At 72.4% G+C, this 13,443-nt stretch carries 5 protein-coding genes; all 5 read left to right on the forward strand.

Features of this window, described 5'->3' with window-relative positions; genetic code table 11:
• The first annotated feature begins 38 nt into the window (after positions 1 to 38).
• The 5 genes from G3I54_RS04725 to G3I54_RS04745 all read left to right on the forward strand — a co-directional run bounded on the left by G3I54_RS04725 (position 39) and on the right by G3I54_RS04745 (position 13,443).
• Complete coding sequence (locus G3I54_RS04725; RefSeq protein WP_164611397.1) at positions 39 to 6,608, forward strand: polyketide synthase; 6,570 nt, start codon at positions 39 to 41, stop codon at positions 6,606 to 6,608.
• A 402-nt stretch (positions 6,609 to 7,010) separates the two neighbouring features.
• Positions 7,011 to 8,687 (forward strand): hypothetical protein, encoded by a 1,677-nt coding sequence (locus tag G3I54_RS04730; protein ID WP_343240269.1) that lies wholly within the window; start codon positions 7,011 to 7,013, stop codon positions 8,685 to 8,687.
• 12 nt (positions 8,688 to 8,699) lie between these two features.
• Entirely contained in the window at positions 8,700 to 11,705 is a 3,006-nt protein-coding gene (locus G3I54_RS04735; RefSeq protein ID WP_164611400.1) for an AAA domain-containing protein, read from the forward strand.
• The gene (locus G3I54_RS04740) at positions 11,702 to 12,919 is read left to right on the forward strand and encodes a hypothetical protein (RefSeq protein ID WP_164611403.1); all 1,218 of its coding nucleotides are present in this window, start codon (positions 11,702 to 11,704) and stop codon (positions 12,917 to 12,919) included. The genes G3I54_RS04735 and G3I54_RS04740 overlap by 4 nt, the downstream gene beginning before the upstream one ends.
• Complete coding sequence (locus G3I54_RS04745) at positions 12,916 to 13,443, forward strand: hypothetical protein (protein ID WP_164611405.1); 528 nt, start codon at positions 12,916 to 12,918, stop codon at positions 13,441 to 13,443. Before G3I54_RS04740 ends, G3I54_RS04745 begins: the two co-directional genes overlap by 4 nt.

Here is a 13,443-nt window from a genome sequence, read left to right on the forward strand (position 1 = left end):
CCGCCCGGGCCTCGGCCCCGCCGTGAAGCGAGATCCCCATGCATGTCGAACCGATCGCCGTCGTCGGACGGGGCTGTGTGCTGCCCGGCGCGCTGGACCCGGACACGTTCTGGGAGAACATCGCCGCCGGCCGCGTCAGCCTGTCGGCCGCCCCGGCGGACCGGTGGCGGCTGCCGCGCCGCTGGGCGATGGGATCGGTGGACGACCATCTCGACCGCACGTGGACCGATGTCGGCGGTTACGTCCACGGGTTCGACTCCGTCTTCGATCCGGGCGGCTTCGACCTCGCCCCGGAGCGGATCGCCTCGCTGGACCCGCTCTTCCACTGGGTCCTGTACGGGGTGCGGCAGGCGCTCACCGAGGCGGGCCGCACCGGTGAGCGCCTGCCGCGCGGAGGTCTGGTGCTGGGGAACCTGTCGTACCCCACAGCCGCCGGCGCGGCCTTCGCCGAACACGTCTGGCTGTCCGCGCAGCGGCCCCCGCTCCGCGACGCCCTGCTCACGGACGGGCGTCGGGCGCGTCCGGACGCCCGTAACCGCTTCTCCTCCGGGCTGCCCGCCCGGCTCGCGGCCCGTGCGCTCGGGCTCGGCGCGGGGGCGTGGTCCCTCGACGCCGCCTGCGCGTCCTCCTTGTACGCGATCAAGCTGGCGTGCGACCGGCTGCACGACGGCACGGCCGACCTGATGGTGGCCGGTGCGGTCAGCCGCCCCGACCCCCTCTACCTCCATGTGGGGTTCTGCGGGCTGTCCGCGACGAGCCGCACGGGGCGCAGCCGCCCCTTCCACCGGGACGCGGACGGGCTGGTGCACGGCGAGGGCGCCGGGTTCGTCGCCCTGATGCGGCTGTCCGACGCCCGCGCCGCACAGCTGCCCGTGCTCGGTGTGATCCGCGGCGTGGGGCTGTCCAACGACGGGCGCGGCTCCGGGCTGATCAGCCCGTCGGAGGAGGGCCAGGTGCGGGCGATGCGCCTGGCGTACGACGGGGCGGGCGTCGCTCCGGAGTCGGTGTCGCTCGTCGAGTGCCATGCGACGGGGACGCCGGTCGGGGACGCGGTGGAGGCGCGCGGCATGGCCCGGGTCTTCGGGGCGGGTGAGGACGTGCCCATCGGTTCGGCGAAGTCGAACGTCGGGCATCTGCTGGCCTCGGCGGGTGTGGCGGGGCTGCTGAAGGTGCTCGGTGCGATGCGTGCGGGGGTGCGACCGGCGACGCTCGGCGCACAACAGCCCCTGGACGTGCTGGCGGGCACGCCGTTGCGGGTGCTGGCCGCGCCGGAGGAGTGGGTGGGGCCGCGCCGGGCGGCGGTCAGCGCCTTCGGGTTCGGCGGGACCAACGCCCACCTGATCGTCGACGCCCCGGACCGCGCCGCCGCGCCCGCCGGCCCCCGGCCGGGGCACGCCCGGCTGTCCACCGCACGGCCCGACGGCGCGACGGCCCAAGCCCCGACCCCGGCTCCGGCGGCCGACGCGCCCCACACCCGTACACCGGTGGCGATCGTGGCCATCGGCGCCCGGGTCGGCGAGGGAACGTCCACCGAGGACCTGCGCCGGGCGGTGCTGGGCGGTGAACAGCGCGGCCCCGTCGCGGAGATCGCGGTGGAACTGACGGACCTGTGCTTCCCGCCGCTGGCGCTGGAGCGGACCGTACGCCACCAGCTCCTGGTCCTGGAGGCCGCCCGGGAGGCCGTACGGACGGTGCGTCTGCCCCGCGAGCGGACCATGGTGGTCATCGGTACGGGCGTGGACCCGGAGGTGGCCCGCGCGGGCGCCCGCTGGCGGATTCCGTACTGGCTGGAGCAGTCGGGCGTGCCGGTCACGGACGAGGCGGCGGATCTCGCCCGGGAGGCGTTCACCCCGGCGATGACGGCGGAGGGCGTGGTGGGCAGCATGCCGAACCTCGCGGCCAACCGCATCAGCACCCAACTGGACCTGGCGGGGCCCGGGTTCACGGTGTCGACGGAGGAGGCGTCCGGGCTGGTGGCGCTGGAGCTCGCGGCTCGGGCCATCCGGTCGGGCGAGGCCGACGCCGCGCTCGTCGGCGCCACCGACCTGTCCTGCGAAGCCGTCCACCGGGCCGCCCTGCGGGAGCTCGGTCATACGGACGAGACCGGGGACGCGGCCGTCGTCCTGGTCCTCAAGCCCCTGGACGCCGCCCGCGAGGACGGCGACACCGTCGTCGCGCTGCTGGACGAAGAGGCCACCGGCACACCCGACATGGTGATCGGCGACGGCCCCGACGCGGCGTTCGACCCGGCGTCCGCCTTCGGGCGTGCCCATGCCGCGTCCGGGCTGGTCTCCGTCGCGGTCGCGGCGCTCTCGCTCCAGCACCGCGCGGTCCCCCGGCCGGGCGCGCCCGCGGACACCGCGGCAGTCGCCCACACCGCGCGGGCCGTGGTCACCCCGCTGGAGGGGCCGGCCGCGAGCGTACGGCTGCGCGCGGGGGACGCCCGGCCGTGGCTGCGGGGCCCGGCCCCGCGCCTGCGGGTGTTCTCCGGGGCCGACCGCGCGGAAGTGCTGGCCGCGCTGGAATCCGGTACGGAGTCCTCGGCAGGCCCGGCCCGGCTGGCGCTCGTGGTCGACGGCGGCACCGCGTCGGCGGACCGCAGGGAAGTGGCCCGCCGTTGGCTGACGGAAGGCGGAATCCGCCCGGCCGATGTCCTGTACCGGGACGGTCCCGTCACCGGGCAGACCGCCTTCGTGTACACCAACGGCTCGGCCGCGTACCCGGGGATGGGCCATGAGCTGGCGCTCGCGTGGCCGTCGCTGGGCGAGACCGTCCGGGAGGAGCACCGGGCGGTGGGGGCGCGGCTGCGGGCGCGTACGGAGCCCGGAGTGCTCGGCCAGATCTGGGCGGTCGCCGAACTGGCCGTCTTCCACACGGTGTTCAGCCGCGAGGTCCTCGGACTGCGGCCGGACGCCGCGATCGGCTACTCCTCGGGCGAGTCGACGGCGCTGGTCGCGCTGGGCGCGTGGCCGGACGCCCCGGGGCTGTACGAAGCCACCCGGGACAGTGGTCTGTTCACCACCGAACTCACCGGTGAGCTGCGGGCGGTGCGGCGCTACTGGCGGCAGCGGGGCATCCGGGGAGAGAAGTGGTCGAGCCATCTGATCGCCGCACCCGTGGAGGCCGTACGGGCGGAGCTCGCCGGGGAGGCGGCCGTTCACCTGATGGCGGTGAACGCGCCCGGTGTCTGTGTCATCGGTGGCGAGTCCCGGGCCTGCTCGGCCGTCGTGGCCAGGATCGGCGCCGACCTGGCGATCGAGCTGGACTACGACATGGCCGCCCACGCCCCGGAGCTGGCGGAGGTCCGCGAGGTGTGGCGCGAGGCCCACCGCCGCCCCACGGTCGAGGTGCCCGGGGTCCGCTTCTACAGCGGAGCCACCGGCCGGGCGTACCGGCCGACGACCGAGCGGGCCGCCGAGGCGCTCACCGCCCAGGGCCTCGGCACGATCGACTTCGCGGCCACGATCGAGCAGGCCTGGGCGGACGGTGTGCGGATCTTCGTGGAGCACGGGCCGCGCAGGCTGTGCACCGGCTGGATCGAGCGGGTGCTCGGCGACCGGGAGCATGTGGCCGTCGCGCTGGACGCCCCGGGCGACACCGGGCTGCGGCAGCTGTGTCTCGCGGTCGGCGAACTCGTCGTCGCCGGAGTGCCGGTGGAGGCCGACGCACTGCTCGCCCGGCTCGCCGAGGCCGCGACGGAACTCCCGCGCCCCGGCCCCGCCGTCACCGTTCCCGTACCTCCTTCTCCGCGCCTACCGCCCCTGGAGCCCGCCGTGACCGTACTGCCCCGGGCCCCCGAGCTGGCCCCGGTACCGGACAGGGCCCCCGGCCCGCCGCCGTCCACCGACATCGCCGTAACCGTCGCCGTGCCGCCCGCCGGAGGCGAGCCGGAGCCGGGGGCGGCGGGGGTCGGCGGCATGATCGCCCGGCGGCATCTGCGGGTCGCCGCGCTGCACCAGGAGGTCATGGCCGCGCACACCGAGGCGCACCAGCGGTTCCTGCGCATGTCCGCGCGCACCGTCCAGGTGCTGACCACAGCAGGAAGCACGACAGGAGGCACAACAGGCCCCGCACCCACGCCCACTCCCGCCCCTGCACCCGCACCCGGCCCACTGCCCGCCACCTCCGCAACAGCCCTGGGGCCGACCTTCGACCGCGCCCAACTGGAGCATCTCGCCTCCCGCGAGATCTCCAGCCTGTTCGGTCCGCGCTTCGCCGAGCAGGACGGCTACGCGGTGCAGACCCGGATGCCCGGGCCGCCCATGCTGTTCGCCGACCGGGTCACCGGCATCGACGCGGTGCCCGCGGCGCTCGTGCTGCCGGGTCCGGTCCGCACGGACGGGAGGATCTGGACGGAGACCGACGTCCTGCCCGACAGCTGGTACCTGGACGCCACGGGGCGGATGCCGGCCGGGGTGCTGATCGAGGCGGGCCAGGCCGATCTGCTGCTGCTCAGCTGGCTGGGGGTCGATCTCCTCAACCGGGGCGAGCGCGCCTACCGGCTGCTCGGCTGCGAGGTGACCTTCCACGGCAGCCCGCCGCAACCCGGCGACACCCTGTGCTTCGAGATCCATGTCGACGGCCACGCGGAGGCGGACGGGGTCCGGCTGGCCTTCTTCCACTACGACTGTTACGTGGACGGTGAGCTGCGGCTCAGTGTCCGCGAGGGCCAGGCCGGCTTCTTCACCCCGGCGGAGCTGGCGGGCAGCGGTGGTGTCCGCTGGGATCCCGCCGAGCACCCGCCCGGGGACGATCTGCCGCTCGACCCGCCGGCCGTGCGCTGCGAACGGACCCGGTTCGGCACGGACCGGCTGCGAGCCCTAGCGCAGGGGCGTCCGGCGGACTGCTTCGGGCCCGGCTGGGAGGCGACGGCGGCCCATGTGCGCTCGCCCCTGCTCGACGAGGAGCGGCTGCGGCTGCTGGACGAGGTCACCTCGTTCGATCCGTCCGGAGGCCCGTGGGGCCGCGGATATCTGCGCGCGGAGACCGCGTTGTCGCCCGACGACTGGTTCTTCACCGGCCACTTCGAGAACGACCCCTGTATGCCGGGCACGCTGATGCTGCAGGGCGGTCTCCAGGCGATGGCGTTCTATCTGACGGCCATGGGCTTCACCGTCGACCGGGACGGCTGGCGCTTCGAACCGGTCGGCGAGCATCCCGCCAGGGCAATGTGCCGGGGCCAGGCGACCCCGGAGTCCCAGCGGGTCGTCTACGAGGTGTTCGTACGCGGCGTCTCGGCCGGACCGGTGCCCACGCTCCACGCCGACGTCCTCGGCTCGGTCGACGGGGTGAAGGCGTTCCTGGGCCGCGACATGGCGCTCCGGCTGGTCCCCGACTGGCCGCTGTCGCGCTGGCGGCACCTGGGCCCACCCGCCGTCCAGGCCGACGGCGTGCCGGTGCCGCTGCCGCGGCTCGGCGGGCTTGCGGGGCACCGGGAGGAGCAGCCGGTGGCCGTGGCGGCCGACGGATTCCCCTTCGACCACGCGTCGTTGCTGGCGTGCGCGTGGGGCCGGCCGAGCGAGGCGTTCGGCACGATGTACGAGCCCTTCGACGGCACCCGCCGGGTCGCCAGGCTGCCCGGCCCTCCGTACCACTTCATGAGCCGGATCGTGTCGGTGGACGGTCCGCAGGGCGGGATGCGGGAGGGCAGCGTCGTCGTCGCCGAGTACGACGTACCGGACCGGGCGTGGTATTTCGAGGAGAACGCCGGCCGCACCATGCCGTTCGCCGTCCTCATGGAGGTCGCGCTGCAACCTTGCGGATGGCTCGCCTCGTACGTGGGCAGCGCGATGACCAGCGAGGCGGACCTGCTGTTCCGCAATCTCGACGGGTCGGGAACGGTCACCGGCGAGGTCACCCCGGCGACACGTACGGTCCGCACCAGGGCCGAGCTGACCCGCCTCTCGCACAGCGGAGACATGATCATCGAGTCGTTCCTGGTGACGTGCACGGCCGACGACATCACCGTGTTCGAACTGTCCACGGTCTTCGGCTACTTCCCCCCGTCGGCCTTCGACGACCAGCAGGGTCTGGCGACTTCGGCGGACGACCGGGCCCGTCTGGACGAGCCCTGCGGCCGTACGGTCGACCTGACCACCCGCCCCGCCCGGTACTGCTCCGGGGAACCGCGCCTGCCGGGGCCGATGTTGCTGATGCTGGACCGGATCACGGGCCACTGGCCGGACGGCGGACGCGCGGGGCTCGGGCGGCTGCGGTCGGAGAAGGACGTCCACCCGGACGCGTGGTTCTTCCGGGCCCACTTCTTCCAGGACCCGGTGCAGCCGGGCTCGCTGGGCATCGAGGCCATGTGCCAGCTTCTCCAGTACCACCTGCTCGAACGCGGCGCGGCCGACGGGATCGCCGCCCCCAGGTTCGAACCGGTGCTGCCCGGCCGCGAGGCGGCCTGGACGTACCGCGGCCAGATCACCCCGGCCAACCGGCTGATCCGGGTGGACATGGACATCGTGGAGAGCGGCACGGACGCACAGGGCCCCTATGCCGTGGCGGACGCGTCGCTGTGGGGCGACGACACGTGTATCTACCGGGTGCGGGGGCTGGGTATGCGCGTGGTGCCGGGGGCCGTGTCCGTACCCGTGCCCGTGCCGTGAGCGGGAGCACGCGTCGCTACAGCTCGTAGGACATCCGTAGCGCGGTGAGCCGGATCGTACGGCCGGAAGCGAGGACTATGTGGCTCAGCGACATGCCGACACCCTATGCGTACGATTAGCGGCCGAGAATTGTCCCTGCACCGCATGGTGATCAAATGCGGGTCCCTTGGGCCGGCCGTCGGCGAAGTGCCGGATTGGCTCGTTCCCTACTGTTCCGGCGGCGGGCGTCATGGGGCGGGACCGGCTCATGAATACGCTTCGCAGGGCCAGGCTAGAGTGCACGTTCCTGCTGTTTCCGCCACCGGGCGGGACCGCAGCCGGAAGTGACGAGGTTCGGTCTCAGACCTGCGAAGGCGAGGGTTTTCATTGACGGGGGCGAGCGGGCGACGACCCACGGCGGTTGTGCTCACGGCTTTGCAGGTGGAATACGAGGCGGTTCACCGGCACATGGTGGACCACCGCACGGTGGAACTGCCGGAGGGCACCCTTCTCGACGTCGGCCGGATACCCGGCCTCAATTGGGAGGTGGCGCTGGCGGAGACGGGGCCCACCAATACCCGTGCAGCCCTCGTCACGCAGTCAGCGATCGGGCATTTCGACGCCGAGGCCGTGCTCTTCGTCGGCGTCGCCGGTGCGCTCAAGGACGACATCCGTCTCGGTGACGTCGTCGTCGCCAGCAAGGTTCACAGCTACCACGGTGGACGCGAGAGCCTGGACGGGTTCTCGGCCCGCCCGGACACCTGGTCGCCGGAGTACGCCGTGGACCAGCTGGTGCGCTCCGCCTGTCGTAACAAACCCTGGGCTCTTCTCCTCCCGGGCCCCCGTCCGGCCACACCGCCCAAGGTGCATTTCGCGCCGATCGCGTCGGGTGACGTGCTCCTCGGCAACCGCGACTCCGAGACGGCTCGACGGATCCGCCGGCACTACAACGACGCGGTGGCCATCGACATGGAGAGCCACGGCGTCACCCAGGCGACCAGGATGAATCGCGCGGTGCGGGCCCTCACCATCCGCGGCATCAGCGACTTCGCCGACCCGGACAAATCCGCACGGGACGCCGCCGGATCCCAGGAGACGGCGTCGCGGCACGCCGCCGCGTTCGCCATGCGGGTGCTGCGCGACCTGCGCCCGCAGCGCCAGGTGGCCCAGGAGCCCCGCAGCGCACCCGCCGTGGTCATGGTGTCCGCCCCCGACCGCTCCACCCGGTCGGCCGCCTGGGGCAGTCGGCCCGTCCTCGACGTCGCAGGTCAGCAGTACCTGCTGTACGAAGGCCCCGGCGACCTCGTTCACGAATCGCGGGACGGCGACGTGCTGCGACGTCAGGCAGTGGCTCGCGTGGTGCCCGACGGAGCCGGTCGCGGTGCTTATGCCTGGCTGCGCCAGGTCGAACGGACAGGGCCGCCGCCGGGCCCGGACCAATTCGACCCCCTGGCCGCACTCGAACGGGAAGCCGAGCTGTGCCGCAGGCTCCATGGCCCCGGTGTCGTACAGCTGACGCGCAGCGGGAAGACCTCCACACTCGCTCTGGCCTGGCCGGACGACCCCAAGCTCGGCAGACCTCCGGGGACCGTCCATGAGCTGCTGCCCGAGTCGCCGACGCCGACGGATCCGCACCACCTGTGGTCCCTCGTGAAGGGGCTCGCCGACATCGCCCAGAGTCTCGAACGGTTGAGCGACGCCGGCTACTCGCACCGTGCGCTCCGACCGACCGCGGTCGTCATGCACCGGCCCCGGATGGTGCTTCGCGACTTCGGCCTGGCCACCGTGCCGCCGCGCCGGGGCGAGAACGCCGGGCCCTACCAGGCGCCCGAGCAGCGACACGGCTCCCGCGTCCGCCCGGGGCCCGCCACCGACGTCTACCAGCTGGGCGCGCTGCTCCACCGCGCGCTGACCGGCCGCATCCCCGACCCCGGGCTGCCCGCCTACCGCGGCTCGGAATCCGTACCGGACCGTCTCGTCCACGCGGTCGCCGGCGCGCTGCGGGAGGATCCGGCGGCCCGCCCCGGGGCGCGTACGTTCCGCCTCGCACTGATCTCCGCCGCACGCGAGCTGGCGTCCGTCCCGCCGCCCCAGCGCTGAGGAGCGCCGCCGATGTCCGTCACCCCCGTCGCCCTGCGCGCTCCGCTGGTCCTCGTCCCGGGTTTCCGTCTCGACGAGCAGCTTCGCGGGAAGGCCGAGACCAGCGCCGGCCTGCCACCGGACGTCTCGCAGATCGTTCACGACCTGAACCGGCTGAAGGCCGGCGTGGCCGTGACCGTCAACCCGGCCGGCGGCAAGTACAAACCGTCCTTGCTGGTTCACACCCGTACGTACCGGATACGCCTCGAAGCCACGAACCGAGGGACCGGCTACCTCGTCAAGCACATCGATCCGCTGCGCCTCGCCGACCATGCGCGCCTCGCCAGGTCCTGCCTCGTGGTGCGCCCGCCGGCCTGGCACATGGTGTTCGAGTTGAAGGCTGTGCCCACGGGCTCGGACGCCCAGTGGCAGGTCCTCGAACAGGCCTGGCAGCGTCTCGGCCAGACACAGCCGGATCGGTCGGACGCCCCTTCCGGCGACGACGCCCAGGCGCGGTTCCTCGACTCCGTGGACCGGCTCATCGACGCCACCGAGGAGATCACCACCCGGGAGGAACGCCAAGCCGCCCCCTTCCTGTATCAGAGCTTCACGGCCACCGGTGGCAAGCGCGGCAAAACCGCTCAGTCCGTCTACGAGTTCCAGCTCGTCGGTTCGGAACCGCCGCCGTCCGGCGCCTTCGTCCGTATTCAGGGCGACACGGACACCCGTGGCAAAGTAAGCCGGGCATCGGACCGGTACGTCACCGTCCGCTTCGATCAGCCCGTGTCATGGGACCGGCTGCCGACGCGCGGCGCTCTGGAGCTCATCCCCAGCAGCGTGATCTTCAACAAGCAGCGGCAGGCCGTGGCGAGCCTCCGCGCGCACGACTCGAAGAACCCCGGGCTCCTGCCCGCGGTGGTCGAGCACCACGTGCGCCCGATTCCGGCGACCGACGCGCAACCGCACCAGCCACTCGATCCCGAACAACTTCGCGCATTCCGCGCGGCGTTGACCACTCAGGACCTGCTGGTGGTGCTCGGTCCGCCCGGCACGGGCAAGACCCGGACGATCACGGAGATCGCCCACACCGCCGCGACGACGTCCGCCGTGGACAGCGGGCGGGTGCTCGTCACCTCCCACACCAACCGTGCCGTGGACAACGTGCTGGCCCGGCTCCCGCAAGATCTCGTCGTGATCCGGGTCGGCGACGAGAGCAAGGTGCACGCCGACGTCAAACCGCTGCTCCTGGAAGAACAGTCGGAGGGCCTCTCCGAAGAGATCCGGCACGCCATGGCCCAGCGTACGCAGGCCTACAAGGAGGCGGCGGACGTAGAGCCCCGGACCGCCGAGCTCGCCGCGCGCGTTCAGCAGGTCGACAGCCATGCCGAGGAGGCACGGACCGCGGACCTGCGCCTGCACGCGGCGGCCCGGGCCGCGGCCGCGCCGGCCCACGAGCGGTTGACGGCGCTCGGGTCGGAGGAACAGATGCTGCGGACGCTCCTGGAGGATCGGACCGAGCGTGCCGATCGGCTCCGGGCGAAGGCCCACTCCGCCCGGCAGCGTTCCGACGCCCTGTTCACCGGTCGCCTGCACCGCTTCCGGGCTCGCCGCCGGGAAGCGGAGCTCACCACCGAGAGCGCCGAGATCGAGAAGCTGAACGCGTCCCTCCACGACGTCCTGCGGCAGACCGAGGCGGCGGGCGCCGAGGCGGAGCGCGCGGCCCGCGAGGACACAGCCGTCATCGCGGCCCGAGCCATGCGACAGACGGCGGGTGACCACCTCGCCAAGAGCGTTCAGTCCGCCTACGAGGAGGCCGACAGGGCCGTACACGCGCTGCGCGCGGTCGTGCCGACGGCGGCACTACCTGCGCGCCTGTCGGATCCGGCCGACGCGGCGACCGCGCTGCGCGAGCTGCACCGGCAGCTGACCGACTGGATCCCGGTGCTTGCACGACGCCAGGAACTGACCGGCCAGTGGCGAGCCGCCATCGCCCAGGACCCGGGGCAGCTGGTGCCCGAGCTCGTCCGCTACGCCCATGTGGTCGGCGCCACCTGCATCGGCGCCGCGTCACGCCCCGAACTGTCGGGCGTGGAATTCGACCTGGGAATCATCGACGAGGCCGGCCAGATCGGCATCGCTGACACGCTGGTGCCGCTGACCCGGGTTCGCCGTGGTGTCCTGGTCGGCGACGACCGGCAGCTGCCACCCTTCCGCGATGCCGACGTGGACGAGTGGGCGCAGAGCATCGGCGATCCCGAACTGGTCCGGCTGATGTCGCAGAGCGCCTTGGAGCGCCTACGTGCCGGACTGCCCTCTTCGCATGTCGTGCAACTGGCCCGCCAGCGCCGTATGCCCGCCGAGATCGCCGACTTCATCTCGGCCGCCTTCTACCGGGGACAGCTGCTCACGGAGAAGGAGCACCGTCACCGCGATCCGCTGTTCACCAGCCCGATGGCCTTCGTCGACACGGCCGCGCTGCCCGACCGCGTACGTCATGAGTCAGGGCGCGGCCGCAAAGAAGGCCGCGGACACAAGGGGCCCTTCAACCCGTGCGAAGCGCGCCTCCTCGCCAGGCTCGCCGCCTTCTACCACCGCCGCGGAGCCGAGTGGACGGTCATCGTCCCCTACCTCGCCCAGCGGCTGGAGGTCGTCCGTCAACTGACCCCGCTGATCGGCGATTCCCAGCTCGCGGACGCCTCGGTCGGCAGCGTCGACTCCTACCAGGGTGGCGAGTGCGACATCGTCCTGTACGGCTTCACCCGCAGCAACCCGGAGGGTCGGATCGGCTTCCTCAAGGAGCTGCGCCGTGCCAACGTCGCCTTCACCCGGGCCAAGAGCCAGCTCGTCATGACCGGCGATCTGAGCACGCTGATGCGTGCGGACGACCCGGGGTTCCGCACGCTCATCGGTGACCTGCATCAGCATCTGCTCGACCGCGGCGATCTGCGGGGCCACCGGGAGGTCATGGCGGCTCTCGACGAAACCGTCCCGGACCTGGGGGATGCCACCGGTCCGGCCCGGGAAGGATTCCGGCCATGACGACCGCACCTCGTCTGATGAAGTTCCCCGAGGAGCGGGTTCTGGAGGACGCCGCCTTCGGGCAGGGCATCGTGCCGTCCCGGCTCCACGCACTGCTGCTGCCGGTGTGGAAGGTGGAGATCCGCGCCGATATCACCGAGGGCGAGGCCTTCTCCCTGATCGACCGCTTCCTGGAGCGCGGGCTGCGCCACGGCGCCCTGGACACCGTGGACGAACTCGCGGCCTTCTTCGCACTGGACCGCGCCCTGGTCGCGCAGGCCGTGCGTTTCCTGACCGCGATCGGCCACACGCAGGAGGGGCCCGGCGGCCTGCTGCGCTTGACGCCGCTGGGACAGCGCTCCGTGGACGACGACATCCGTTACGTGGTCACCCGCCAGGACCGCCGCCATCTGTACTTCGAGGCACTGAGCTGCGGGCCTCTGTCCCGGGCCCACTACGACGACGAGGTCGTGACGCTGCTCTCCGCCGAGGAGATGGACCGGGCGCAACGCAGCAGGCACTACCCGCGCTTCACACCGTTCGCCGTGGCGTCCGGCTTCGACCGCTCGGCTCTCGACCGCCTCAAGAGCCGCACCGACCGCGCCCGGTTCAACCTCCCCGTCGCCCTGGACGCCGTGGAGTGCCTCGGCGAGACACTCGTCTTCCTGCCCGTCTACCTGGTACGCGGCCGGGAGGGGCTTCTGGTCTACGGCCAGGCCGAGGCGGGAACGGCACACGACCCGGAGCTCAGTGCGCTCTGTGCCGGTACGCCGGAACTGATCAGCGTGCTCGACAACGAGGAACTGGACACGGAGGCGGACGAGCGCCTGCTGCGGTCCGCCCGGAAGTGGCTCGACGAGCAGGGCCTCGACGCGGTCGCCCCGGAACAGGACGAGGACGGCACCTGGTCGGTCTCGCTGCCCTCCGCAGCCTTCGGCGAGCAGGGCATCCCGTACACCCGCGTCGGAAGCTATCGCATGGCGGGCAGCCGCTTCTTCCGCGTCTGGTGCCCGGAGGAGACACCACGGAAGCTCAGCCTTCTCCACCGCCTGGACCAGAGGATGGGCTCGCGCCGGCAGGTCACCCGACCGGAAGCGGAAGAGATCATCACTCGCCTGGCCCGCCAACTACGCTTGGACGTACCCGATGTGTCCCGCCTCCGCAGCGGCGCGGAGAAGATCGGACTCAGCGGTCTGGAAGCCCAACTGGCTCGTCTGGAGAAGGAACGCCTGTGATCGGTATCGACCAACTCCTGCTTGCCGAGTACGAGCAGCTCAAGCAGGAGCAGCGAGCGAGGATCGGCTTCCGCGACAACCTCATCTACGCCACCCTCGGCGTCATGGCGGCGGTCGTCGGCTCCACTCTCGCCCGGGGCGGACACCTCGAAATGCTTCTGCTGCTTCCCCCGCTGTCCGTGGTCCTGGGGTGGACCTATCTGGCCAACGACGAGAAGATCTCCGCCGCCGGCCGGTACATACGCGACCATCTGTCCCCTCGCCTCAAGGAGTTGGCATCGCCCCAGGCCGACATCTTCGGCTGGGAGTCCGCGCACCGTCGCGATGTGCACCGCCGCTCCCGGAAGCGGTTCCAGCTCGCCGTGGACCTCATGACGTTCTGCGGAGCACCGATCGCCGCATTGACCGTCTACTGGCTGCTCGGCCCGACGCCCTGGCCGCTGCTGGTGATTTCGCTGGCCGAGGCGGCCATGGTCATCGGCCTGGCCGTCCAGGTCGTCCGCTACGCCGAACTCGGGCACTGA

This window comes from Streptomyces sp. SID14515 (genome assembly GCF_010548505.1).
Taxonomy (GTDB): Bacteria; Actinomycetota; Actinomycetes; order Streptomycetales; family Streptomycetaceae; genus Streptomyces; species Streptomyces caviscabies.